This window comes from Paraburkholderia gardini (assembly GCF_907164575.1).
In the GTDB taxonomy this organism is placed as follows: domain Bacteria; phylum Pseudomonadota; class Gammaproteobacteria; order Burkholderiales; family Burkholderiaceae; genus Paraburkholderia; species Paraburkholderia gardini.
Genome location: NZ_CAJQYY010000014.1, coordinates 1 through 25,534 on the forward strand (window position 1 = coordinate 1; position 25,534 = coordinate 25,534).

Sequence of the window (25,534 nt, forward strand, 5' to 3'; positions counted from 1 at the left end):
GGGCGCGCCCCCCCCCCGCTTCGTTTCGACACCGGAAACCCACCCTGATGCGTCGCGCGTTGGTAATCGCACCGAACTGGATCGGTGACGCATTGATGGCGCAGCCGCTGTTTTCGCGGCTCGTGAAACTGCATCCGCGCATCGCGATCGATGCAGTCGCGCCCAGCTGGGTCGCGCCCGTGCTCGAACGCATGCCTGAGATTCGCGACGTCTACGCCACCGATCTCGCGCATGGCAAGCTGCAGATGCTGCGCCGCTGGCAGCTCGCGAGCGACCTGCGCGACGTCGGCTATGACGCCGCCTACGTACTGCCGAATTCACTGAAGTCGGCGCTGATTCCGTGGATGGCGGGCATCGGGCTGCGCATCGGCTATACCGGCGAGAGCCGTTATGGCCTGCTGAACGTGCGTCATGCGAATCCGCGCAAGGACGAGCGTCCGCCGATGGTCGGCCAGTACACCGCGCTCGCTTATACGCCGGGCGCAAAAGTGCCCGGCGACCTGCCGATGCCGCGCCTCGACGCCGACCTGAACGAGGCGTCGCGCGTGTCGGCGCGCTTCAATCTGGATACGCGCGTGCCGCTGGTCGTGTTCTGCCCGGGGGCCGAATACGGCCCGGCCAAGCGCTGGCCGCCCGAGCATTTCGCCGCGCTCGCGAAGATGATCGGCCAGTCGTTTCCCTACACGCAGATCGTCGCGCTCGGTTCGCCGAAAGACGCGCCGATTGCGCAGGCCATTGCGGACCGCGCGTCGAACGTGCGCAACCTGTGCGGCCAGACCGCGCTCGGCGAGGCGTGCGCGCTGATCTCGCGGGCGAGCGCCGTCGTCACCAACGATTCCGGGCTGATGCACGTCGCGGCCGCGCTGCGCCGGCCGCTGGTGGCCGTCTACGGCTCGACCGATCCGCGCCACACCCCGCCCCTGTCAGAGCTCGCGAAGGTACAATGGCTGCATCTCGAATGTAGCCCCTGCTTCCAGCGCGAGTGCCCGCTCGGCCATCTGAACTGCCTGCGGCAGCTCAGCGCGGAACAGGTCTTCGATGACCTGCGCGGCATGCTGGTCGCGCAACGCTAGAACCGTCTGATCGCCATACGCATGCTTCATCGCGTCATGTCCGCGCCTCACGGCGCGGACATCCTCGCGGAAGTCCCATTCGTTCATGCACGCCGGGGCACTGCCGCTGACTGTCGAGCCGTTCCGAAGACGCACCCGGACACGCAACCGCGCGCCGCGCACAAGAGACTGACGAGCCATGCCACGTTTTGCCCACATCTTCGAAGCCGCCGCCGACACGCTCAACGCCTGGTATCAGGCCATCGCCGAGGCCAACATCGACAGCTTGATGGGCCTGTGGATCGACGAGGAATTCGTCAGCTGTATCTGGGCGGACGGCTCGCACCTGCATGGCCTCGAAAGCATCCGCGCGGGCCTGTCCGTGCAGCTCGAAATGAATCCGGTGTCGATCGAGCCGCTCGATATCCGCGTCTACGACAGTCTTGGCACCGTGGTCTACGCGATTGCGGAAGCGCACCGGCCGGTCGATCCGGCCGCCACGCCCACGATGGTCTTCGCCACCTACGTGATGGTTCACGAGCGCGGCGAATGGTGCATCGCGCACATTCACGCGAGCCCGATGCCCGACACCGCCGCGAGCCAGTTCGCGGCCAAGATGCGGCGCGGACAGGGATCGCTGCACTGACGCTGCCTGTTTTTCCTGCCGCTCCTGCTTTTCCGTTTTTTCGATCTGGCTGCTGGTATGAGTACGACGCATAACAAGAACGGTTCGGATACGTCGCCTGTCGAGGACGTCGCGCAACGGCTCGCCGACCTGCGCTATCGCGCACCGCTGTGGCTGCCGAACAGCCACGTTCAGACCATCGTTCCCGCGCTTTTCGCTCGCGTGCCGGCCGTCGCCTACCGGCGCGAACGCTGGGACACGCCCGATGGCGACTTCATCGAACTCGACTGGCTGAAGCGCGAACCTTCATCGGCTGCACGCACGCACGATGGCACCGCGCCCCTCCTCGCTTCCGACGACAAAACGCCACTGTTCGTGCTGTTTCACGGCCTGGAAGGCAGTTCCGCATCGCATTACGCGCGCGCGCTGATGGCCGGCGCGCGCGATCGCGGATGGCATGGCGTCGTGCCGCATTTTCGTAGCTGCAGCGGCACGCTGAACCTGCTGCCGCGCTTCTATCATCTCGCCGACAGCAATGAAGTCGACTGGGTGCTGCGACGTCTGCGCGGCATGCATCGCGGGCCGATCGTCGCGGCAGGCGTTTCGCTTGGCGGCAACGTGCTGCTGCGCTGGCTGGGCGAACGCGGGCAGGATGCATCGTTTGTCTCGGCGGCGGCGGCGATTTCCGCGCCGCTCGACGTGCACGCCGGTGGACGCGCACTGTCGCAAGGTTTCGGCAAGGTGTACACGCGCAGCTTCCTGAAGACGCTGAAGCTGAAAGCGGACCAGAAGCTCGCGCAATACCCCGGCCTGTTCGATCGTCACGCGATGCTCGCGAGCCGCACGATGTACGAGTTCGACAATGTCGTGACCGCGCCGCTGCACGGCTTTCGCGATGCCGACGACTACTGGACGCGCGCGACAACGAGCCCGCTGCTGCCGGACATCACCGTGCCGACGCTCGTGCTGAATGCGCGCAACGACCCGTTCCTGCCGGGCTCGGTGCTACCCTCGCGCCATGAGGTGTCGGCGTCGGTGGAACTGGACCAGCCGGATCACGGCGGCCACGTCGGCTTCATGACCGGGCCGTTCCCAGGCCGCATCGACTGGCTCGCGCAGCGCGTTTTCGGCTATCTCTCACCCTTCGCCCATCATGGATGACATCGTCAGGCAGGCCCTCGTCAAATGGCCGAACGTGCCGCATTGCACGGGCTGGCTGCTGCTCGACCGGCGCGGCAACTGGCGCATGCGCGACGAGGCCGCGCAGGCCCAGGGTGCGCCCGGCGCGCCGATCCGTCATGAGGCGCTGCTGGGGTTCATTCACCGCAACTACGAAGCCGACGCACACGGGCAGTGGTTCTTCCAGAACGGCCCGCAACGCGTGTACGTGGAACTGGTCTACACACCGTGGATCGTACGGCTGGCCGTCGATGCAAACGGCGCGCTGACGCTCACCGATCAGGCGGGCGGCACGTTCACGCCCACTGCCGCATGGCTCGACGACGAAGGCGGCATCCTGTTCACCGAGGCGGCGACCGGCGAGGGGAAACAGCCGCGCGTGGCCGCGTTGCACGACCATGATCTCGATCTGTTCTCGGAACACGCCGAAATCACCGACGATGGCCGGAGCGGCGCATTCCACTGGCGTTCCGACGTGACCTTGCCGCTGCAAGCCATCCCGCGCGCGGACGTCGCGGCGCGCTTTGGCTTCGTCGCGAGCCCCGCGGCGCAGGCAGCGCAAGCCGCCGAAGCGTCCGGCGACCGCGCCTGAGCGCCCTATCCGCGATTCTTGTCGTCTTCGCGCTCTTCCTTGTAACGCGCCTCGAAGTCGTGCAGACGCGCGTCGATCGTCGACAGTTCGTAGTAACCGGCGGTCTTGATGTCGCGCGCTTCTTTCAACTGACGGATCGCCGATGGCCACGCCCCCTCCAGCGCGAACTTCTCCGCGAGCGCGCGATGCTGTGTGAGCGCGTCGCCGGTGCCGACGCTCGCCTGCGCGAGATAGCGCCACCATAACGGCTGTTGCGGGTCGCTACGCGTTTCCTTGTACGCGAGCGCCTGGGCATCGGCGAAGCGGCGGGCGCTGAGCAGCGTCTGCAGCCGCATGTCGATCGCGGCGTGCGACGCCGGCCAGCGACGTTGCGCCACTTCGGCGAGACGCACCGCGTCGTCGTTGCGTCCGGCGCGGCGGGCGATATCGACGTCCAGCACGTCGAGGCTCGGCGAGCTGCGGGCAGCGACACCCTCGCTGTGTCCGGTCGCGCAGAAGGCCTTGCGCGACGCGGCAAGCGACGCAGCCGCATCGTCGTAGCGCTCGAGCAGCATTTGCGCGAACGCGATGCCATACCAGTTCGCCGCGACGTTCAGCGCGGTTTTGTCCTCGATCTCGGCGCGCATCCGGGAGATTTCGTCGGCGTAGTCGCTACGCGAGCGGTCCTGCAGCACACGCGCCCGGGCACGCACAAATCCATATTCCGGCGACTGACGCGGCTGGCGATACGGCGAGCGGCGCGCGCGGTCTTCCATGTCGGCGATGCGCTCGACGGTCAGCGGATGCGTGCGCGCGTAGACCGGAATGCCGGCGTCGCCCATCGACGCGCGGTCGAGCCTGCCGAAGAACGTCGGCATCGCGTACGGGTCGTAGCCCGCGCCCGCCAGCATCTGGAAACCGACGCGGTCCGCCTCGTGCTCCGCAGCGCGCGAGAACTTCAGCTGGGTGTCGACCGCATAGGCCTGGCCGCCCATCACAATCGCGCCGCCGAGATCGCCGCTATGAGCGACGACGCCCGCGAGAATGCCGAGCAGCATCGCGGCGAGCGCGGCGTAGCCGGTGCGCTCGCCAGCACTGATCATGCGCGCGATGTGCCGCTGCAGCACGTGTCCCATTTCGTGGCCGATCACGGACGCGAGTTCGGATTCCGTCTGCGTCGTGACAATCAGGCCCGTGTTCACGCCGATGAATCCGCCCGGCAGCGAAAACGCGTTGATCTGCGCGTCGCGCATCGCGAAGAGGTCGAAATCCGGCTGGTAACCGCCGATGTAAAGCGCCGTGGCCGCCGCCGACAGTTTCGCGGAAACCGAATTCAGGTAGTCGCGCATGAGCCAGTCGTCGAGATAATCGGGGTCGGCACGCACTTCGCGCATCACGCGCTCGCCGAGCTTGCGCTCGGCTTGCGGCGTGAGCGAGCCGCCGGAGCCGTCGCCGAGATCCGGCAACTGCTGCGTCAGAAGCGGCGCGTGCAGGCTGACGTTGGCGCCCGGCGTGCCGGCAAACCGGCTCTCGGCGCCGCCGTAAGTGCCGAACACGCCGGGCGCGATATTGTCGGGAATCAGCGGTGACGTCCAGGACCTGATCGGACCGATTTCGAGCGACGGCGTCTTCGGAGCGGAATTCGATGCGGAAGACTGCGCGAACGCCCCCGACGGCGCCGCGAGCGCGATCGAAAGACAGACTGCGAGAAGCCGTTTCAGACGCATTGCGTGATGGGCAAAAGCAAGGTCGGGAACCAGTCGGGCGCTTCGGCGCGGCGGCGCCGGGCGCGCTTTAATTGTACTCAGTGGCAGGCGGTATCGAGAACCCTGTGCCCGGGAAGTTGCCGCTGCTGTGTCTATACCTGCCGTCGAGTCTGTGCTCGCGCCGGATTTGAGGCCGGTTGCCCGCAGGACGTGCATGCGCGCAGCGCGAGGCGGACAATCACCGTCGAATGGGCGCTGTTATGATGGCACCCTTCAGGGAGCCCACCATGACGGAATTGACTCATTTCGACGCAGCTGGCCAGGCGCATATGGTCGACGTCGGCGGCAAGCAGGAGACGAAACGCATCGCCATCGCGAGCGGCACGATCCGCATGCTGCCCGCGACGTTCGCGCTGATCCGCGACGGCAACGCGAAAAAAGGCGATGTGATTGGCATCGCGCGCATCGCGGCGATCCAGGGCGCGAAGCGTACCGCCGACCTGATCCCGCTCTGCCATCCGCTTGCGCTGACGCGTGTCGCCGTCGACTTCACGCTCGACGACGCGCTACCCGGCGTGCACTGCACCGTGCAGGTGGAAACGCTCGGGCGCACCGGCGTGGAGATGGAAGCGCTGACGGCCGTGCAGATCGGTCTTTTGACCGTGTATGACATGTGCAAGGCCGTCGACCGCGGCATGACCATCACCGATGTGAAAGTGCTGGAGAAGCATGGGGGGAAGTCGGGGGACTGGGTGGCGAACCCTTAACCTTCACGCCCGCGCTTCGAGCACGAGATTGAACGGCGTCTCCGTCGCGCGACGGAACTGCGTGAAGCCGCCCTTCGTCACCACGTCGCGCAGTCTCGCTTCGCCGGCCTGCGCGCCGAGCCCCATCTGTCCTTCCTGCGCGAACGACGCCGGCGTGCAGATCATCGCCGATGCCGAATAGAAAATGCGTCCGACGGGATTCATGTTGTCGGCGGCGTTGTCGTTGGCGAACGGCTCGACGATCATCCACGTGCCGCCCGGCTTCAGCGACTGCCGCACATGCGCGGCCGCGCCCACCGGATCGCCCATGTCGTGCAGACAGTCGAAGAACGCGACGAGGTCGTAGTCGTTACCCGGGAACTCCTTCGCGGGCGCGACTTCGAACGTGACGCGATCGCGCACGCCTGCGTCCCCTGCTAGCTGACGTGCACGTTGAATCGACGGCTCGTGATAATCGAAGCCGACGAACGTCGCCTCGGGATACGCCTGCGCCATCAGCACCGTCGACGCGCCGTGCCCGCAGCCGACATCCGCGACTTTCGCGCCGCCCGCCTTCAGCTTCGCCTCGACGCCATCGAGCGCGGGTATCCACGCGCTGACGAGATTCGCCGCGTAGCCAGGACGGAAGAACCGCTCGGTGCCGCGAAAGAGCGAATGATCGTGCTGGTGCCAGCCGAAGCCAAGCCCGGTGCGAAACGTGCCTTCGAGTTTATGGATGTCGCGAAACATCGATTCGGCTATCTGGAAGAAACCCGGCACGAACACTGGACTCGTCTCATCGGCGAAACACATCGCCTGTTCGTCTTCGAGTTCGAAGGCATCCGCGGCAGCGTCGTAACGAAGAAAGCCGGCGGCCGCCTGGGCAAGCAGCCATTCACGCACGTAGCGCCCGTTGACCTGCGCAGATTCGGCGACCTGCCCGGCGGTCATCGGTCCCTGCCCCGCCATCGCCTTGTAGAGACCCAGCCGGTCACCCAGCAGGATCAGCGGCGCTGAAGCAACCGCGCCAAATTCGCCCACCATCCGCCCCATGAAATTCTGCAGCTTGTCCTGATCGATCTGCATGACTGGTCTCCCGTTCGAGTTAAAAATGAAACGGGCATGGCGCGGGGAAATTGAATGGCTACGATACCTTCCACTTTCGAGGCGCTCGCTCGGTATCGAAAAGTATAGGTTTGCAGCAGGAAGTTGAAAGGCGTTTCACCGGCGCGCGCATTGCACGTGCGCGCCCGGTCAATGTATTAACGACATCACTCGTCGTCGGATTCGTCATCCTGATTGATGTCCCTGGGCGGCATGCCGTACTTCTTCATGAGCTCGGCCTTGAAGCCGGAAAGCATCTTCTGGTCGTCGCAAAGATCATACAGATAGCCGAGTTGCGACGGCCAGTCCTTCAACTCCTGCGCGAAGATTTTCAGACGCTCGACCGTATCGAATGCGGCGTCGGTGTCGCCATTCAACGCCTGCAACACGGCATAGCGACGCAGCACCGTCTCGCCCGGCAACAACGCGAGCGCCTGCTTGTGCATCGCCAGCTTGTGCGGCAGGTTCTGCGCGTTCATCGGCAACAACGTTGCCATGCCGTATTCGCCCCACGCCTGGAACAGGAACGACGGGTCCGTTCGATACTCCTCGGCCGGATGTTTGCCGTAGTACAGCACTTCGGCGCGCGCGTAGTCGCGATACACCGGATAGAGCGACGCGAGTCCGACGAAAACCACGAGCGCATAGATACCGAATGCCGCGCCCTGCGGCCCACGCAACGGCTTCGTTTCAAGCAGGCCGAAAACGAACATCGCCGGCAGCAGGAAAAACATGTATTGCTGCGGATACTCGACAAGCGCGTGCATCACCAGCACACCGATCATCGCCAGCCCGAAAATGCGCGCCGCCGTATGCGGCGCGCGCACGACGCGGATCAGCCAGCTCACCAGACCGATGACGACAATCGCGGCACCGAGCAGGCCCGTCTTCGCGAGCAGATCGATAAAAATATCGTGCGAGTTATTGGCGATTTCCACGCCGCCGAGTGTCTTCGCCAGATCGAACTGATAGCGCGGAAACTCACCCCAACCGACGCCCATCAGCGGATGCATCCTGAACATCGTCCAGCCGTACTTCCACAGCGCGAGACGCGGTGCGATCTGACCGGCGTCCTGCATCCGCTCGGCCGCCGACTGCGCGAGATCGAGCTGATAACGCACGTTCGCCCAACGGATCGCCGCGTTGACGACGACGAAGAGCGTCGCCAGCGCAACTGGAATCAGCCACGCGCGGTCGCTGCGCTTGCCTGTCCCGCGCTCCAGCGGCTCGCTGCGTCGCCCGGCAAACGCCATCCAGAACCCGGCCACGACGATCACGCCCATCTGCAGCCACGGCCCGCGCGATACCGTCAACGCGAGCCCGGCGCTGAAAATCGTCGAGACGACAACCCACAGCACGAGATTCAGACGCCGCGTCTGCACCAGATACAACGCACCGGCCATCGCGAACGCGATGTATGTCGCGAGGTGATTGGCCTGCGCCATGTTGCCGAACGGACGGCGATCGATCGTGATGTTGTACGCCACCACGAGCGGCGTGACCTTCGCCTCCAGATGAAACAGTTGCACGACCTGGCAGAACACCGCGAACAGTCCGCCGACGATCAGCGCCGCAGCCATCCAGCGCAACGTCGTCTCGCTCAGGTTCGCGCGCGTGAAGCCATAGCCCGCGTGGGTCGCCATGAACGCAGCCAGCAGGAACCCGGCGCCGAGCCAGTTCATCGACGGTTGCGCAACCGGCAGCGCAAACGACTGCAGAACCAGCACAAGACCGAATGCAAGCGGCACGAGCGCGACAACCGGAGAGGCGAACGCAACACGCGGCCGCGCGCTGCTGACCAGCAGCACGACAGCGGCGCCCGTCAGCAGATACAGCGAGAGTGCGGTGAACTCGGCATAGAACGTCGGAATCGGATACGTGTGATTGACCACGGCATACGGCAGGGTCAACGCAAGAGCCAGCAGGACGAGAGACAGATAGCGCGCGAATGGGGTGGGCATGAGTAACCGGGGGCGTCAGCAACCGGCGCACTATACAAAAAAATCAATGACCTGTGCGCCGGCTGACCTAAATAACGCCAGATTACAGGGATGTACGCATGCGCCCGCCATTTGTGATCCCGTGCGTCGCTACACCCGTATCCACGTTCGTCGTCAGGTGCGGCATTCAGGTGGCGCGAGGTTCGCTGGCAGCGTCGCCGCATCTGCCGGTGCCGGACCCGATCCCGGCGCGGGTAGCGACGAACTGTTCTTGCCGCCCGCGAAGCATTCCCACGTGAGCGTGCCCGGCTGCGACGCTCCCCTGGCGAGGCCGACCCGCGCAGTGGGGGTTTCCGGGTTATCCGGCACCGACGGCACGAGCACGATCGTGTTCGATCCCGCAGCCGCGACCCGCGTCGTGAAGGCGACCGTGATCTGACCGTTGTCGTCGTCGACGTGAATCGACTCGACGTTGCGCGTGGCCGGCGGCGACGCGTATCCGCCACCCAGCGCAGTGCCGCTCGCCGCGTTCTCGGCAACCGACAGACGCGCCGACGAAGCCAGCGACAAGCCCTCGCCCACCCGGCCGCGCGCCAGATAGTCCTGATACGCCGGGATGGCATAGGCGGCGATGACACCGACGATCGCCAGCACGATCATCAGTTCGATGAGCGTGAAGCCGGCGTGACCCCAGCGGGCGTACCGGCGGCGCGCATGGGCAAGCTCGACAGGCCAGGGCCAGCGCCTGAAACACCGCATGGCGCCCACGCGAATGCGGCGGACCATCGATGAGGATGGCGACGAGGAAGGCGATACGGAACAAGGTACAGACACAATCATCAGCAGGCTCCCGAAACGAAAAACGCCTGCTTCACGTATTGAGGCAGGCGCTTCGATCGTAGCCAGTGGGAAAAGCGTCGGACAGTCGGCCGGACGGCCAACGCTCCAGGTTCAAGGTGGGCCGGGCGGCGCCTGCGTGGCCTCGCGACGTGCGTTGCGGCGCTTGAGCGCATAGCCGACGATCACGACGAACAGCGCGCCCGCGATGCTCATGCCGTACTCGGCGGCCGGCATGTCGAGGACAGGCCAGCGGTCGCCGGCAGGATCGTTGATGATGAGACCGCCCGCGATCCAGCCGAGCAGCGCGGCGCCCAGCGTGATCACTACGGGCAAACGGTCGAGCAGCTTCAGCACCAGCTGGCTGCCCCACACGATCAGCGGAATGCTCACGACCAGGCCGAAGATCACGAGCGCAAGGCGATGCTGCGGATCAGCGGCTTCGGCGGCGCCGGCAATCGCGATGACGTTGTCGAGGCTCATCACGGCGTCGGCGACGATGATGGTCTTGATCGCGGCCATCAGCTTGTCGGCCGGCTTGACGTCCGCGTGTGCGTCGTGCGCGGGCGCCATGAGCCGCACGCCAATCCACAACAGCAGCAGGCCGCCCGCGAACTTCAGCAGCGGCACATCGAGCAGGGCGACCGCAAACGCTATCAGCGCGACGCGCAGCACGATCGCACCGACTGTGCCCCACAGCACGCCACGGGTGCGCTGATCGGCCGGCAGATTGCGGCACGCCAGTGCGATCACGACCGCGTTGTCGCCACCCAGCAGGATGTCGATCACGATGATCTGGAAAACGGCGCCCCAGTGGAGCGTAGCGAAAAACTCGAACATGGCAGGAAGCGTAGAAGGACGTGAAGCGAAAAACCAGCGGAAACGAAAGCGCGAAGACAAAAAAAAGCGAGGGAAGCAGATGCTCCCTCGCCTTGACACTTCGCTCTTACGAAAGGGATTCGTAAGGGTATCAAAATTTCGGGACGGCCGGGGCCGTCGTCGTTATTTCGATTACAGCATCGCCTTCAGAAGACGCGCCATTTCCGACGGGTTCTTCGTGACCTTGATGCCGCATGCATCCATGATTTCCAGCTTCGCTTCGGCCGTATCCGCACCGCCCGAGATCAGCGCGCCGGCATGGCCCATGCGCTTGCCCGGAGGCGCCGTCACGCCAGCGATGAAGCCAACCACCGGCTTCTTCATGTTGTCCTTGATCCACTCAGCGGCATTCGCTTCGTCCGGACCGCCGATCTCGCCGATCATGATGACGGCGTCCGTATCCGGATCGTCGTTGAACATCTTCATCACGTCGATGTGCTTCAGACCGTTGATCGGGTCGCCACCGATACCGACTGCCGACGACTGGCCCAGGCCGATCGCCGTCAACTGGCCGACTGCTTCATACGTCAGCGTGCCCGAACGCGACACGACGCCGATGCGGCCCTTGCGGTGGATGTGACCCGGCATGATGCCGATCTTCAGTTCGTCCGGCGTGATCGTGCCCGGGCAGTTCGGTCCGAGCAGCAGCGTCTTGCTGTTCTTTGCGCGCATACGAGCCTTGAGCTCGATCATGTCACGGACGGGAATGCCTTCCGTGATACAGATAGCGAGATCCAGATCGGCCTCGACGGCTTCCCAGATCGCGGCGGCGGCGCCTGCCGGCGGAACATAAATGACCGACACGGTCGCGCCCGTTTCAGCCTTGGCTTCAGCGACGCTTGCGTAGATCGGAATGCCTTCGAAGTCTTCGCCGGCTTTCTTCGGGTTCACACCCGCGACGTACGCTTCGCGGCCGTTTGCGTATTCACGGCAGGCGCGCGTGTGGAACTGACCGGTCTTGCCGGTAATGCCCTGCGTGATGACCTTGGTGTCTTTGTTGATCAGAATCGACATGTATTGACCTCTGTTCGTCTGGCGTCGCACGCGCGTGGGCAGGATATTCTTCGCCCGCGTCGCATGCGCGCCGCCATTCGTAATCCGTGATGAGCGCCGGGGCGGCTTACGCCTTGCCCGCAGCGGCCGCGACGACCTTCTGCGCAGCTTCTTCCATGCTGTCCGCCGCGATGATCGGCAGGCCGGATTCAGCGAGCATCTTCTTGCCGAGGTCTTCGTTCGTGCCCTTCATGCGGACCACGAGCGGCACCTTCAGCGAGACGGCCTTCGAAGCCGCGATCACGCCTTCAGCGATCACATCGCAGCGCATGATGCCGCCGAAGATGTTCACGAGAATCGCCGTCAGGTTCGGGTTCTTCAGCATGATCTTGAACGCTTCCGTGACCTTCTCGGTCGTGGCGCCACCGCCCACGTCGAGGAAGTTCGCCGGTTCGCCGCCGAACAGCTTGATCGTGTCCATGGTTGCCATGGCCAGACCGGCGCCGTTCACGAGACAGCCGATGTTGCCGTCGAGCGAGATGTAGGCGAGGTCGAACTTCGATGCTTCGACTTCAGCCGGATCTTCTTCGTCCAGATCGCGATACGCGACGATTTCCGGATGACGGAACAGTGCGTTCGAATCGAAGTTGAATTTCGCATCAAGCGCGATGACCTTGCCGTCGCCGGTCAGGATCAGCGGGTTGATTTCGGCGAGCGATGCGTCGGTTTCCCAGAATGCCTTGTAGAGGCCCTGCAGGATCGCGCGTGCTTGCGGCAGCGAAGCGGCGGGCACGCCGATCTTCGTTGCGAGTTCGTCGGCTTCGGCGTCCTTCAGGCCGGTCGACGGGTCGACCGCGATCTTGTGGATCAGCTCAGGCGTCTTTTCCGCGACTTCTTCGACGTCCATGCCGCCTTCGCTCGATGCCATCACGACGATCTTCTGCGTAACGCGATCGATCACGAGGCCGACATACAGTTCCTTCTTGATGTCAGCGCCTTCTTCGATCAGCAGACGATTCACCTTCTGGCCTTCCGGGCCGGTCTGGTGCGTGACGAGCTGCATGCCGAGGATCTGGTTCGAGTATTCGCGAACCTGTTCCAGCGTTTTGGCGACCTTCACGCCGCCGCCCTTGCCACGGCCACCCGCGTGGATCTGAGCCTTCACGACCCAAACCGGGCCGCCGAGCTCTTCCGCGGCCTTGACCGCATCATCCACCGAGAAGACCGGCTTGCCGCGCGGTACCGCGACGCCGAATTTCCGCAGGATTTCCTTACCCTGGTACTCGTGAATCTTCATGCGTGATTCCCTTCAGTCTGAGAGTTGGATTGAACTTCGTTTCCGCTTTTATCGCTGTTCAACGACGCGCCGCTCGCGCGGCTTGTCCGTCGGATGCACCTTCCGCGCGCTCCTCTGCTCGCGGCGCGCGGCCGTACCAGCGCGGATAAAACTGCTGCACCGCTTCACCGTCGAATCGCAGCGCGTGGCAGCGACCGAGCTGGAAAGGCGGTTTGTCGGTTGATTCCGTTGCCGGCCTGCCGGCCTGTTCATCCGCGGATACAGGCTCGCTGGCGCCGCGGGCCGGATCTGCGTCTGCTGCTTTCTCGCCGGGCGCGCCGCTGTTCGTGTTCCAGACATCGCCCGCGAACGCCTGGATGGCGGCCGTGGGCATGACCGCGCACAACTCGGTGAGATGCGTGCAGCCGGCGGTGCCACCCAGTAAACGGTTGGCATCGCGACGGAAGTTGTTGAACAGATTGAGCCCGATGAGGGCCCGATAGGCGGGAGTGGCGGTCTGGCAGATGCCCGGATAGGGCACCCAGTCGGACGACGCTTCGGCGTCGACGACGTTGAGCTTGCGATCGATCGTAATGCGGAGCCAGAGTTCATGGATCGGCAGACCGTTGGGCCGGACGCCCGACGCAAGCACCACATCGCGTGGCTTTTCGTCGGTGAGGCATGCCTCGATGTCCCACAGCCCGTCCTCGCGCTCATAGGCTTCCGCACATATTGCGCGGCGATGGCGCAACCGACGGGAAACTGGCGGGGAAAGCGGCATGCGAGAGAGTTAAGGCCGGATTGGGAAACCAGCGAATTTTAGCATACTGGGTATTTGACATTATTCGTGTACGGCTACCCTGCGGCAACCTCGCCCGGGGCAACGCGTCGCGACCTGAAATACGATTAGCGGGCTATTCGCCGCCTTCGGCCCAGTCTTCGTCCATCCCTTTCAGGATCTTGCCGATCGTTGCGCCCGAAAATCCGCGTGCAGCCAGAAAACGCGCCTGTTTCGCGCGCTCGGCGGGCGTTTCAGGAACATGGCCGAATTTCTTGCGCCAGACACCTTGCGCGCGGGCAAGTTCGGTTTCGCGCAACTGCGCACTCGCCTCTTCGATCAACGTCTGGCCGACCGCGTGCTGCTTCAGTTCATTGACGATGCGGCTTGCGCCCATACGCGATGAACGGCGGTGGACCAGGCTTTCGGCGAAGCGCGAATCGGAGAGCCAGCCTTCGGTTTCCAGTATGTCGAGCAGCGCGTCGACGCTGTCGTTTTCTTCGACGAACGGAGCGAGCTTGCGGGCAAGTTCAGCGCGGCTGTATTCGCGACGCGACAGATAGCCGAGCGCACGCCCTTTCAGCGAGCGCACGGGACGTTTGGCGTTGGCGGAGCGGTCTTTGCCAGCGGGCGGCGGATCGCCCGGCGCGCGACGCGAGCGCGAGTAAGTGGGCTCTGCGGGTGCCGGGTCGCTTTCGGAGGTGAAATCTGAAGCGAAGGCACTGGCGGAATTTGAAGCCGACGAACGACGCCCTGCCGCGCGATCATGTGCATCAAACGACTCGAACGAGTCGTCTTCCTGCGGGCCGTCCGCATCTTGCCCTGCACGCCGAGCAGACCGTGGTTCAGGCTGCGAATCAAACTGCGGTGCAGACCGGCCCTTGCGTATCACGCGACGATTACTCTTCTTCGCCCGCGATTTCGGCGCTGACCACGGCGATGTCTGCCATCGTGTTCACACCAAGCGATTCGCGGATGCGGTTTTCAATTTCGCGCGCGATGTCCGCATTCTCACGCAGGAATTCGCGCGCGTTGTCCTTACCCTGGCCAATGCGCTCGCCGTTGTAGCTGTACCAGGCGCCGGCCTTGTCGACGATCTTTGCCTGCACGCCGAGATCGATAACTTCGCCCTGACGCGAAATGCCTTCGCCATAAAGAATGTCGAAGATCGCTTCGCGGAACGGCGGCGCCACCTTGTTCTTGACGACCTTCACGCGCGTTTCGTTACCGATCACCTCGTCGTTCTTCTTGATCGAGCCGATACGGCGGATGTCGAGACGCACCGACGCGTAGAACTTGAGTGCGTTGCCGCCCGTTGTGGTTTCCGGGTTGCCGAACATCACGCCGATCTTCATCCGGATCTGGTTGATGAAGATCACGAGACAGTTCGTACGCTTGATCGTACCGGTGAGCTTGCGCAGCGCCTGGGACATCAGACGCGCCTGCAGACCCGGCAGCGAGTCGCCCATTTCACCTTCGATTTCAGCCTTCGGCACGAGTGCCGCGACCGAGTCGATCACGATCATGTCGATCGAACCCGAGCGCACCAGTGCGTCCGCGATTTCGAGTGCCTGTTCGCCGGTATCCGGCTGCGAAACCAGCAGATCGTTCACGTTCACGCCGAGCTTGGCTGCGTATTGAATATCAAGCGCGTGTTCCGCGTCGATAAACGCTGCCGTGCCGCCCAGTTTCTGCATTTCGGCTACGACCTGCAGCGTCAGGGTGGTTTTACCCGACGATTCCGGACCGTAGATTTCGACGACGCGACCACGCGGCAGACCACCGACGCCCAATGCAATGTCGAGGCCGAGCGATCCGGTGGAGACCACCTGGATGTCTTCGGCAACCTCGCCTGCGCCGAGCCGCATGACCGACCCCTTGCCGAACTGCTTTTCAATCTGCGCGAGCGCGGCTGCCAGTGCCTTGCTCTTTTCAGCAGTCAGTCCAGCCGGGCCTTTCTTGCTTTCTTCCATGAATCGTCCTTTGCTATGATGAACGGCGTCTGACGCAGGGTTGCGGTCCGTTTTTGCGGACGGCGCTCTAAACGCAGACACTGTATAAAAAAACAGTGGTTTTGGCAAGCGCGTTTCGCATTCATTTCGATGCGTGCGCAACGCCAGCCCAACCACCACGATTGTTTCGGAGACCGCCGCGCGCCGGGCGACACCACGACGCGGGCAATGCCAGAGCCTCAACGCCTCATGCGAATTCTCATTGCCGAAGACGACAGCATACTCGCGGACGGTCTCGTCCGATCACTCCGCCAGTCGGCCTATGCCGTCGATCACGTGAAGAACGGCGTCGAGGCCGATACCGCGCTTTCGATGCAGACATTCGACCTGCTGATCCTCGATCTCGGCCTGCCGCGCCTGTCCGGGCTCGAGGTGCTGCGGCGCCTGCGGGCGCGCAGTTCGAACATGCCGGTGCTGATTCTCACGGCCGCGGACAGCGTCGACGAACGTGTGAAGGGCCTCGATCTCGGCGCCGACGACTATATGGCCAAGCCTTTCGCCCTGAACGAGCTCGAAGCGCGTGTGCGGGCGCTCACGCGCCGCGGCGCGGGCGGCGGACCGACCGTCGTGAAACATGGTTCGCTGTCGTTCGACCAGGTTGGGCGGATCGCGTACGTGAACGAGCAGGTCGTGGACCTGTCGGCGCGCGAACTCGGCCTGCTGGAAGTGCTGCTGCAGCGGATCGGCCGGCTGGTGTCGAAGGAACAGCTCGTCGATCACCTGTGCGAATGGGGCGAGGAAGTCAGCAACAACGCCATCGAGGTCTACGTTCACCGGCTGCGCAAGAAGATCGAGCCGAGCGGCGTGCGCATCATCACCGTACGCGGACTCGGCTACTGCCTCGAAAAGGCCGCACCGGCACTGGCTCCGGCAGCCGGCGAAGCCGCTGCCACACCGGCGACACCTTCAGCAACAGCCGCCGCAACCGCCGCGCCCGCTCCGGGCGCGATGCCCGCGAGCCACTACTTCAAGTAAGGCCCGCATGCCCGCTCGCCACGAGCACGCCGCCGCGCATCACGCCGAAGTGCCGGCGCCACGGGCGCAAACCGGACAAAGCATGTCGCCGGGTTCGCCAGGCGCATCCGCCACGGCTCTCGACGACGAAGCCCGCGACGCCCGCTACGCCAACCCCTTCGCCCCGCCCGACGAAAGCGAGGCCGCTGCCGCAGCCCGTCCGCGCTCGCTCTTCGGCGAAATTCTCGACTGGATGCTCGCGCCGCTGCTGCTGCTGTGGCCGATGAGTCTGGCGGTCACCTATCTCGTCGCCAAATCCATCGCGAACGGCCCGTTCGACCGTGCGCTCGAAACCGATGCCTACGTGCTCGCGCGGCAGATTCATCCGGTGAACGGCGTCGCGGAACTGTCGCTGCCCGATTCGACCCGCGATTTCCTGCGCACGGACAACATCGACAGCGTGTTCTACCAGGTGCTCGGCACGCGCGGCGAACTGGTCGGCGGCGACCGCGACATGCCGCTGCCGCACGAGGAAGACCGGCCGCAACCGGGCATCGTCGCGTTCCGCGACGACGTGCTGCGCGGCAACGACATCCGCGTCGCGTACACGACCGTCGAGTTTCCGCAGATGCCCGGTGCCCAGCCGGTGTTGCTGCAGGTGGCCGAAACGCTCGACAAGCGTAGCCAGCTTGCCAACGACATCATCAAAGGCGTGATCCTGCCGCAGTTCGTGATCCTGCCGCTCGCGATCCTGCTGGTGTGGTTCGGGCTCTCGCGCGGGCTCGCGCCGCTGCACGCGCTGCAGTCGAACATCCGCGCGCGTCGTCCAGACGACCTGTCGCCGCTCGAAGCCCGACGCGCGCCGCCGGAAATCGAGCCGCTCGTGACGTCGTTCAACGACCTCCTGACTCGCCTCGAACAGAACATGGAGCTGCAAAAGCGCTTTATCGCCGACGCCGCGCATCAGATGAAGACGCCGCTCGCCGGTCTGCGCACGCAGGCGGAACTGGCGCTGCGGCAGGATGCGCCGGCGGAAGTGCATCGTTCGCTCGAACAGATCGCGACCAGCTCGGAGCACGCCGCGCGGCTCGTCACGCAGTTGCTGGCGCTCGCGCGGGCGGAAAACCGGATGTCCGGGCAGATCTTCACCCCGGTCGAAATCACGGAAGTGGCCCGCAACGCCGTGCGCGACTGGGTTCAGGCCGCCCTCGCCCGGCAGATGGACCTCGGCTACGAAGGCCCCGACGATATCGACGCACCCGACGGCGGGCGCATCGAGGTGGACGGCAATCTCGTGATGTTGCGCGAAATGCTGTCGAACCTGATCGACAACGCGATCCGCTACACGCCCGAAGGCGGGCGCGTCACCGTGCGCGTCAAACCCGAACCCGCCGTGGGACTCGTGCACCTCGAAGTGGAAGATACCGGCATCGGCATTCCGGCCACCGAGCGCGATCGGGTGATCGAGCGCTTCTACCGGATTCTCGGTCGCGAGGGAGATGGCAGCGGCCTCGGCCTCGCCATCGTCCGCGAGATCGCGACGATGCACGGCGGCACCCTGACGATCGGGGACAACGTCTATCAAACCGCGCCAAGGCTCGCGGGGACGCTCGTGCGTGTCAGCCTGAGATTGCTGGAACGCGCCCGGGACTTACCCTAACTGACGGCTTTGCGGCAAGCACCGCACCCCACCAATTCGCGCAATTGCCACCACATTGAACGATCTTGACACCATATTGGATAATGTAGACGGACATTGAGCTTCAGGCGCAGCGCTCTTATTTACGGGACAAGCGTCAGTAGGCAGTAAGTTTTGGCTCCAATAATCGGCTCACGGGCTCGCCTTGCCGGCGGGTCCGCATGCTTATATCAATATTGGAGACGACATATGGCAACCGTTGGCGGGCAAATCTCGCACGCGCCGATGACAAGCGATGAGAAGCGGGTGATCTTCGCTTCATCGCTCGGCACCGTTTTCGAATGGTACGACTTCTATCTGGCCGGCTCGCTGGCGGCTTACATCAGCAAGAGCTTCTTTTCCGGCGTCAACCCGACCGCGGGGTTCATCTTCACGCTGCTCGGTTTCGCGGCGGGCTTCGCGGTGCGTCCGTTCGGCGCGATCGTGTTCGGCCGGCTCGGCGACATGGTGGGCCGCAAGCACACGTTCCTCATCACGATCGTGATCATGGGCCTGTCGACGTTCGTTGTCGGCTTCCTGCCGGGTTACGCGGCCATCGGCTTTGCGTCTCCGGTGATCTTCATTGCGATGCGTCTGCTGCAGGGTCTCGCGCTCGGTGGCGAGTACGGCGGTGCGGCGACCTACGTCGCCGAACATGCGCCGGCTAACCGTCGCGGTTACTACACCGCGTGGATCCAGACGACGGCCACGCTCGGCCTTTTCCTGTCGCTGCTGGTGATTCTCGGCGTGCGCACGTCGATGGGCGAAGATGCGTTCGGCTCATGGGGCTGGCGCATTCCGTTCGTTGCGTCGATCGTGCTGCTCGCGATCTCGGTGTGGATCCGCCTGCAACTGCAGGAATCGCCCGCGTTCGAGCGCATCAAGGCCCAGGGCAAGACGTCGAAGGCGCCGCTGACCGAAGCGTTCGGTCAATGGAAGAACCTGAAGATCGTGATCCTCGCGCTGGTCGGCCTGACGGCCGGTCAGGCGGTGGTCTGGTACACAGGCCAGTTCTACGCGCTGTTCTTCCTCACGCAGACACTGAAGGTGGACGGCACGAGCGCCAACATCCTGATCGCGCTGGCGCTCCTGATCGGCACACCGTTCTTCCTGTTCTTCGGCTCGCTGTCGGACAAGATCGGCCGCAAGCCGATCATCATGGCCGGCTGCCTGATCGCGGCGCTCACGTACTTCCCGCTGTTCCACGCGCTCACTCACTTCGCGAACCCGGCACTCGAAGCCGCGCAGCAGAAGTCGCCGATCGTCGTGGTGGCGAACCCGGACGAATGCTCGTTCCAGTTCAACCCGGTAGGCACCGCGAAGTTCACGAGCTCGTGCGATATCGCGAAAAGCGCGCTGTCGAAAGCCGGCCTGAACTACGACAACGTGGCCGCTCCGGCGGGCACGCTGGCCGAGATCAAGGTGGGCGACAAGATCATCAACACGTATGACGGCAAGGCTGCGGACGCGAAGGATCAGGGCAAGACGTTCGACAAGACGCTGGGCGACGCGCTGAAGACGGCCGGCTACCCGCCGAAGGCCGATCCGTCACAGATCAACTGGCCGATGACGGTCGTGATCCTGACGATCCTCGTGATCTACGTGACGATGGTGTACGGCCCGATCGCGGCGATGCTGGTGGAAATGTTCCCGACGCGGATCCGCTATACGTCGATGTCGCTGCCGTATCACATCGGCAATGGCTGGTTCGGCGGCTTCCTGCCGGCGACCGCCTTCGCGATCGTTGCGGCGAAGGGCAATATCTATTCGGGGCTGTGGTATCCGATCGTGGTCGCGCTGGCGACGTTCGTCATCGGCATGCTGTTCGTGAAGGAGACCAAGGACTCGAACATCTACGCCGAAGACTGACGGCGTGACTGCGGCGCCGGCTTGAGGGCGCCGCCTGGATGGGGTGTCCACGAATATGGCGCGCGGGGGTTGACAGTCCTCGCCGCCATCCGCATAATCTCGCTTCTTTCGGCGAATTAGCTCAGTTGGTTAGAGCGACGGAATCATAATCCGCAGGTCCGGGGTTCGAGTCCCTGATTCGCCACCAAATGCAAAAGCCCTGTAAATCTTTGATTTACAGGGCTTTTTCACTAAGGGCTCTGCGGCTTCGCTGCGAGCCCTTTTCTTTTACCGGCCCCTCGCGGTGCAAATTCGGTGCAATACGCGGTGCAGACCTCAAGGAAGGAGCACCATGGCAGCACTGACAAAAACCCCCTCTGGTACCTGGAAAGCAACCATCCGACGCGTTGGCTGGCCGACTGCCGCCAAGACGTTTCGCACGAAGCGCGACGCCGAGGATTGGGCACGACGCACCGAGGACGAGATGGTGCGCGGCGTGTTCATCCAGCGTGCACCGTCCGAGAAAACGACGGTGGCCGACGCGCTCGACCGCTATGAGCGCGAAATCGTCCCCACCAAGAAAGCCAGCACCCAGCGCAGGGAAGGCGCTCGTATCCGCGAACTGAAAGCACATTTCGGGAAATACTCGCTGGCCGCCGTCACCCCCGACCTCGTGGGTCGATACCGGGACGACCGGCTCGCCCAAGGCAAGGCGAACAACACCGTCCGCCTTGAACTCGCCTTGCTCGGCCACCTGTTCAACGTGGCGATCAAGGAATGGCATATCGGGCTGATCTACAACCCTGTCGCCAACATCCGCAAGCCCCGCCCCGGAGAAGGACGAAATCGGCGCCTGTCGGGCCGCGAGCAAACATTGCTACTCGCAGCTGTCGATAAACACACGAACCCCATGCTGGGCTGGATCGTGCGCCTTGCGATTGAAACCGGAATGCGTCAGTCAGAGATAGTTGGGCTGCGGCGCGGCCAGATCGACCTTGAACGTCGCGTTGTGCGCCTGACCGACACCAAAAACAATGCTGCTCGCACAGTGCCGCTGACCAAGCTCGCGGCGTCAGTCTTGCAAAGCGCCCTTGCGAACCCGATCCGCCCTATCGACACCGATCTCGTATTTTTCGGGGAACCCGGCCGCGATAGGAAACGGCGAGCGTACCAATTCACAAAGGTCTGGAACGCCATCAAAAAGCAGACCGGCCTGATCGACTTCCGCTTTCACGATCTACGCCACGAAGCGGTCAGCCGGCTCGTCGAGGCGGGTCTGAGCGATCAGGAAGTGGCTTCGATCAGCGGGCACAAGTCGATGCAGATGCTCCGCCGGTACACGCACTTGCGTGCCGAGGATCTTGTCGGCAAGCTTGATGCCATCAAAACGGCCTCGCTGACCTAACGGAGTTCACGACCTATGCCCGCTAACGAGCAATGGGAACAGCTGCTCACGCCAGCAGTCATGCAAGAAAAGCTCATCTCGGCGTCGCTCTACATCACTGCCTTTGAACTTCTGAGGCAATCAATCATCGGGCGTATTCGCGATTTCTACAACATTGAAAACATTGGTCTCGAACCTGGCACGTATCAGCTTAGCGAGGAATATCGCTCGAAAGTTCTCGCTCGCAACAAAAGCACCCTGTACGCATCGCTCGATTGGTTGACCGAGCATGACGCAATCGATCTCGGCGATCTTGAGACCTTCGAACGTATCAAGTCGATCCGAAACAAGTTAGCTCACGAACTGCCATCTGTTGTGATGGGCGCGGCGACCTTTGAGCACGTAGAGATTTTCGAAGATTTGATCACAATCCTAAGAAAAATCGAGGTCTGGTGGGTGGTGAACGTTGAAATTCCAACCAGTCCTGATTTTGACGGACAGGAGATCGATGAGGCGGGGATCGTTCCTGGTCCGGTCCTGATGCTTCAAATGATGGTGGAGGTTCTTTCCGGGAACGAAGATCTGTTGGAGCACTATCGGAAGGGCAAGCCCTAATATCACCCCAAACTCAAAGCCACTTTACGTGTACCCAGCTCATGACACGGCGACTCACCAATCGAAGGAGAAACAAGATGCGTAGTGCAACACGCCCGGCAAAGATGGTATTGGCAATTTTGCTCGCAGGAGCAATCAGTGGTCCGGTACACGCCGGCATCCCCGTTATCGATGCGACGAACGTTGCGCAAACGACGATCAGCGCCATGCAAAATGTGGCAGCGGTCGCAAAACAGATTCAGCAGTACGAGACGCAGTTGCAGCAGTATCAAAACATGTTGCAAAACACGCTCGCACCGGCTGCCTACATCTGGGACCAGGCAAACCAGACGATCAGCAAGCTCCTGCAAGCGCAGGACATGCTGAACTACTACAAGAACCAGGCCGGGAGCATCGATAGCTATCTGTCGCGCTATCAGGACGTAGCCTATTACCGCTCGTCGCCGCGCTTTACCGCGACGGGGTGCACAGACGCACAGCGGCAAGCCCTGCTTGATGCATAGACTTGACGGCCGACGATGGCGCCGTAGTTCGCGCATGGACGTCCGGAGCCTTCGCCAGTGATGACGGCGTTCGGCAGCTCGCAAAGGCGTTTACCTCATACGGCTGGACCCAAGCGATGGGCTTCGGAGGGATGGGCGACGTTGTCGCCCAGCGCGTGACAAGAGTCGACCTCAAAGGCATGGCTCGATTGCTCAACCTAGACGCGTTCCGATTGCGCGTTGAAGCTGTTGCTACCGCAGGCGCGCATCCGGAAGTCCAGGAATTCCTGGAGGCTTGGCAGTGCGCTGACCAAGGCAGAGACGACTAACTGCGATCGGCGCGTACACATCGCTTTTTCGAAGGACACTGTCATGACGCAATCAGCCTGGACCCGTGACGGTCGTCCGGTGGACGCGGCCGCAATCTCCAGCGCCGTGTGGGATCAGCTAAAGCAGACCGCGCTGCTCGGGGATTTCGTAATGCCATGCTGCAAGGCACCGGCGGTGCTAAAGACCAGCATCAACGGCCTGCCTTTCTTCGCTCACCTGTCGGACGAGTGCACCACTGCACCCGAGACCAAGTGGCATAAGGCCGGCAAAGCGGCGGTCCTAGCCGCTTTGGATGGCATGGGCATTGTTGGCAGCGAAGAAGCGCCAGGAAGATCATCGAGCGATGACAAGTGGGAGGCCGATGTTCTCTTCTCCGTCCCTGGGCGTACCATCGTGATTGAGTTGCAACGCTAGTACCAGCACCTGCGCGATTTCATTCGCCGCCAAGAGCGGTACACCGCTTCGGCCGTCGAATGCTACTGGCTGGTCCGCAAAGAGAATTTTCGGACCTTAGGCAAGGCGACGTCACGCCTGCTGCTAAAACGCGATTTCGGCAACGAGTTCCCAGAGGGCGGAATCGGCACCGGCATGCTGCCAGAGTTACCGGTAGCAATGCTCGATACCGAGGGTTCGCAACTCGTCCTGTTTGGCGGTCTTAAGACAGCGACGGTATCGACGTGGCTGGCCGGCATCCTCAACGGCACCTACCAATACCGAGGTGGCTCATGGAACCTCGGCGATTGAGGCAAGCTGATTGACACTTGAGGGATCGGGCTTTGAGTCGTACCGCCGGTACAAACCCCTGTCCCATCAACGAGTCGCCGAAGGCGGCCCGCCGGCACTCAGGGTCCCCCATCTGTCAACAACCCGAAGGCGATGCACTGCAATGGGACGCGGCAACCCGCCTTGCCTCCCCCCGAAATGTTTAGCGGAAGACCGCCCCTGATCGACGTATGTATTGAACGAAGTCGATGCAAGGTACGGCTACCTCACGCATGGAACAAACAGACGGTATCTTGCGTTTCGAGTTCACGTCCGGCGGATTGTTTTGTTGAGCCTCATTTGATATCAGCTCTCTTCCGTGGGCTCGAGCTGTAGCAATGATCAGCAAATCGTTTTCGCCTACGCCCTTCGGGTGATAGTTATCGCCCACCACTCCCAGCAGCCCCTTGATGCGCATGGCATCCTGCACAATTTCATTTGTGACTTCCAATCGCTCAAGACCGGCCGTCACAAGCCAATCACCACAGTCCGGTGTCCCTGCGCATACCTCTCCGTAAGCCACGATAGGCATCATGAGCCTTCGCCCATTGATCTCCGCCGCTATCCAGGCCCACAGTCCTGGAAATTGAGCTACGGGATAATTATCCCAAGCGTAAATCATCGAAGAAGCATCAAACACCTGCATAGAAGCGTTCCAATTGATGCAGGTCGTTGATCTTTAGGCCATCGAGATACCGACTCGCCTTTGCCAACGTGATGTATCGGCCATTCAGTGCATCCAATACTGTACGCACGAATCTATCGCCAAAAATATGCGAGGGCTCCCGATGGCGGTACATCCGAGTCCCGCTATCTTGCTCGGGAGAGGGCTGAGCACTCCGCCAGTGTCGATAAGCGGCGTATTGCTCCTGTGGCAGCCGACCCGCATCAAGCAATCGACGCAATATAACCTCCGTGCTGACGCCCCACTGTCGCCGCAGTGGTTTGAGCCACTCGTCGTACTCAGCGACTTGTCGCGGGCGGCCTAGATCGTCCACCCTTGCCAAGAATGCCGTGGGCACAAGCAAGTGACCGGCGAAAGCGTTCGCGTCCCGCTCATTACCTTGGTGGGACTGCATGTCGTGCTCATCGTCGATCGAACTGCTCCGATGCAACAGCAGGTGCCCCAGCTCGTGCATCAGCGTGAAGGATTGCTGGGATTCATAGGTCTGCTTTTTTACAACGATAAGAGGACAGTCAGGGCTGTAGATGCTGAAGCCCAGAATTGGGCTCTCTTTGGCAATTTGCCACTTTCCGTTGTATCCGTTGCTACGGAATACCAGCACACCGCGCGCTTCTATCGCCGACCTGTAACTGTCAAACGTGTTGTCATCACCAAGGCCCAACCACCGACGCGCAATTTTCGCTGCCTCAGCGGGGTTGTCGCGCGGGAGATCCGGCTCTTCGAACCGAGGCAAGTTGGCGTCGTCCAGGTCTTCGCGAAGGCTCAGATATATCTCGCGCTGCCTCTCGACCCGCTCTATGAGCACCTTCAGCCTAGCCGTCAACTCTGGCTTTTGGTTTGCCAACGTCCGGAAAGCGGGGGTGTGTACCTGATCTTCATCGACCTGCCCTGGCTCCAGGAAAAAAAGCGCCCCCCTGCCGAAGAAGCTCGCTACCTTGCTGAGCTGAGGAAACGTCAAGCCACCTTCCCCCGCCAGAACTCGCTCCATCGTCGCCGGCGAGATGCCGACCGCGGACGCAAGTTCGCTTGGCGTTGTGCCGTGATCGGCACAGCACCAAGCTATCCGCTCGGGGTTGATCGACTGTATTCGCTCCATAA

General features: G+C 62.8%; 24 protein-coding genes and 1 tRNA gene. 13 read left to right on the top strand and 12 right to left on the bottom strand.

Going from position 1 to position 25,534, the window contains the following annotated elements; all coding sequences use genetic code 11:
* The first annotated feature begins 47 nt into the window (after positions 1-47).
* From waaF to LPA34_RS13195, 4 genes are all read left to right on the top strand, one after another.
* Positions 48-1,073 (top strand): lipopolysaccharide heptosyltransferase II, encoded by a 1,026-nt coding sequence (gene waaF, locus LPA34_RS13180; protein ID WP_228978995.1) that lies wholly within the window; start codon positions 48-50, stop codon positions 1,071-1,073.
* A gap of 178 nt (positions 1,074-1,251) precedes the next feature.
* On the top strand, positions 1,252-1,698 hold the full coding sequence (locus tag LPA34_RS13185; protein WP_228978762.1) for a nuclear transport factor 2 family protein: 447 nt from the start codon (positions 1,252-1,254) through the stop codon (positions 1,696-1,698).
* A gap of 57 nt (positions 1,699-1,755) precedes the next feature.
* Positions 1,756-2,838 carry a hydrolase gene (locus LPA34_RS13190; protein WP_228978764.1) on the top strand — a complete coding sequence of 361 codons (1,083 nt, stop codon included), beginning with the start codon at positions 1,756-1,758 and terminating at the stop codon, positions 2,836-2,838.
* Positions 2,831-3,448, top strand: a complete 618-nt coding sequence (locus tag LPA34_RS13195) for a DUF2946 family protein (protein WP_228978767.1) — start codon at positions 2,831-2,833, stop codon at positions 3,446-3,448. The genes LPA34_RS13190 and LPA34_RS13195 overlap by 8 nt, the downstream gene beginning before the upstream one ends.
* Positions 3,449-3,453: 5 nt before the next feature.
* Here LPA34_RS13195 and LPA34_RS13200 read toward each other — a convergent pair whose 3' ends face one another.
* Entirely contained in the window at positions 3,454-5,154 is a 1,701-nt protein-coding gene (locus LPA34_RS13200) for a M48 family metalloprotease (protein ID WP_228978768.1), read from the bottom strand.
* Between the two features lie 266 nt (positions 5,155-5,420).
* Between LPA34_RS13200 and moaC the strand changes: the two genes are divergently transcribed.
* A complete protein-coding gene (gene moaC, locus LPA34_RS13205; protein ID WP_228978770.1) occupies positions 5,421-5,900 on the top strand; it encodes a cyclic pyranopterin monophosphate synthase MoaC in 480 nt (159 codons plus the stop codon).
* Between the two features lie 3 nt (positions 5,901-5,903).
* Here moaC and LPA34_RS13210 read toward each other — a convergent pair whose 3' ends face one another.
* From LPA34_RS13210 to recA, 9 genes are all read right to left on the bottom strand, one after another.
* Complete coding sequence (locus tag LPA34_RS13210) at positions 5,904-6,965, bottom strand: class I SAM-dependent methyltransferase (RefSeq protein ID WP_228978772.1); 1,062 nt, start codon at positions 6,963-6,965, stop codon at positions 5,904-5,906.
* Between the two features lie 185 nt (positions 6,966-7,150).
* Positions 7,151-8,944 carry a PglL family O-oligosaccharyltransferase gene (locus LPA34_RS13215; protein WP_228978774.1) on the bottom strand — a complete coding sequence of 598 codons (1,794 nt, stop codon included), beginning with the start codon at positions 8,942-8,944 and terminating at the stop codon, positions 7,151-7,153.
* A gap of 153 nt (positions 8,945-9,097) precedes the next feature.
* Positions 9,098-9,709 carry a pilin gene (locus LPA34_RS13220; protein ID WP_324251735.1) on the bottom strand — a complete coding sequence of 204 codons (612 nt, stop codon included), beginning with the start codon at positions 9,707-9,709 and terminating at the stop codon, positions 9,098-9,100.
* Between the two features lie 165 nt (positions 9,710-9,874).
* Positions 9,875-10,600, bottom strand: coding sequence for a TerC family protein (locus LPA34_RS13225; protein WP_228978776.1), 726 nt, complete (start codon positions 10,598-10,600; stop codon positions 9,875-9,877).
* Positions 10,601-10,771: 171 nt separating this feature from the next.
* Positions 10,772-11,653, bottom strand: coding sequence for a succinate--CoA ligase subunit alpha (gene sucD, locus LPA34_RS13230; RefSeq protein ID WP_228875199.1), 882 nt, complete (start codon positions 11,651-11,653; stop codon positions 10,772-10,774).
* A 106-nt stretch (positions 11,654-11,759) separates the two neighbouring features.
* Positions 11,760-12,929 carry an ADP-forming succinate--CoA ligase subunit beta gene (sucC, locus tag LPA34_RS13235; protein ID WP_228978777.1) on the bottom strand — a complete coding sequence of 390 codons (1,170 nt, stop codon included), beginning with the start codon at positions 12,927-12,929 and terminating at the stop codon, positions 11,760-11,762.
* Between the two features lie 58 nt (positions 12,930-12,987).
* Complete coding sequence (locus LPA34_RS13240; RefSeq protein WP_228978779.1) at positions 12,988-13,689, bottom strand: DUF2889 domain-containing protein; 702 nt, start codon at positions 13,687-13,689, stop codon at positions 12,988-12,990.
* 133 nt (positions 13,690-13,822) lie between these two features.
* Positions 13,823-14,578, bottom strand: a complete 756-nt coding sequence (gene recX / locus LPA34_RS13245) for a recombination regulator RecX (RefSeq protein WP_228978782.1) — start codon at positions 14,576-14,578, stop codon at positions 13,823-13,825.
* Between the two features lie 7 nt (positions 14,579-14,585).
* Entirely contained in the window at positions 14,586-15,659 is a 1,074-nt protein-coding gene (gene recA, locus LPA34_RS13250) for a recombinase RecA (protein WP_228978783.1), read from the bottom strand.
* 228 nt (positions 15,660-15,887) lie between these two features.
* Between recA and LPA34_RS13255 the strand changes: the two genes are divergently transcribed.
* The 8 genes from LPA34_RS13255 (at position 15,888) to LPA34_RS13290 (ending at position 23,403) form a co-directional block, all read left to right on the top strand.
* Positions 15,888-16,673: a response regulator transcription factor gene (locus tag LPA34_RS13255; protein ID WP_228978786.1), complete on the top strand. Its 786-nt coding sequence runs from the start codon at positions 15,888-15,890 to the stop codon at positions 16,671-16,673.
* 82 nt (positions 16,674-16,755) lie between these two features.
* Positions 16,756-18,312 (top strand): sensor histidine kinase, encoded by a 1,557-nt coding sequence (locus tag LPA34_RS13260; protein WP_228978999.1) that lies wholly within the window; start codon positions 16,756-16,758, stop codon positions 18,310-18,312.
* Between the two features lie 228 nt (positions 18,313-18,540).
* Entirely contained in the window at positions 18,541-20,199 is a 1,659-nt protein-coding gene (locus LPA34_RS13265) for an MFS transporter (protein ID WP_228978788.1), read from the top strand.
* Between the two features lie 110 nt (positions 20,200-20,309).
* Positions 20,310-20,386, top strand: a tRNA-Met gene (locus tag LPA34_RS13270).
* A 144-nt stretch (positions 20,387-20,530) separates the two neighbouring features.
* Complete coding sequence (locus LPA34_RS13275; protein ID WP_228978792.1) at positions 20,531-21,583, top strand: tyrosine-type recombinase/integrase; 1,053 nt, start codon at positions 20,531-20,533, stop codon at positions 21,581-21,583.
* 15 nt (positions 21,584-21,598) lie between these two features.
* Complete coding sequence (locus LPA34_RS13280) at positions 21,599-22,177, top strand: hypothetical protein (RefSeq protein WP_228978794.1); 579 nt, start codon at positions 21,599-21,601, stop codon at positions 22,175-22,177.
* 77 nt (positions 22,178-22,254) lie between these two features.
* Positions 22,255-22,680, top strand: a complete 426-nt coding sequence (locus LPA34_RS13285; protein ID WP_458796458.1) for a TrbJ/VirB5 family protein — start codon at positions 22,255-22,257, stop codon at positions 22,678-22,680.
* 351 nt (positions 22,681-23,031) lie between these two features.
* Complete coding sequence (locus LPA34_RS13290; protein ID WP_228978795.1) at positions 23,032-23,403, top strand: competence protein CoiA; 372 nt, start codon at positions 23,032-23,034, stop codon at positions 23,401-23,403.
* 511 nt (positions 23,404-23,914) lie between these two features.
* Here LPA34_RS13290 and LPA34_RS13295 read toward each other — a convergent pair.
* The gene (locus tag LPA34_RS13295) at positions 23,915-24,397 is read right to left on the bottom strand and encodes a DUF4411 family protein (protein WP_228978798.1); all 483 of its coding nucleotides are present in this window, start codon (positions 24,395-24,397) and stop codon (positions 23,915-23,917) included.
* Complete coding sequence (locus LPA34_RS13300; protein WP_228978799.1) at positions 24,384-25,532, bottom strand: ImmA/IrrE family metallo-endopeptidase; 1,149 nt, start codon at positions 25,530-25,532, stop codon at positions 24,384-24,386. Before LPA34_RS13300 ends, LPA34_RS13295 begins: the two co-directional genes overlap by 14 nt.
* Positions 25,533-25,534 lie beyond the last annotated feature (2 nt).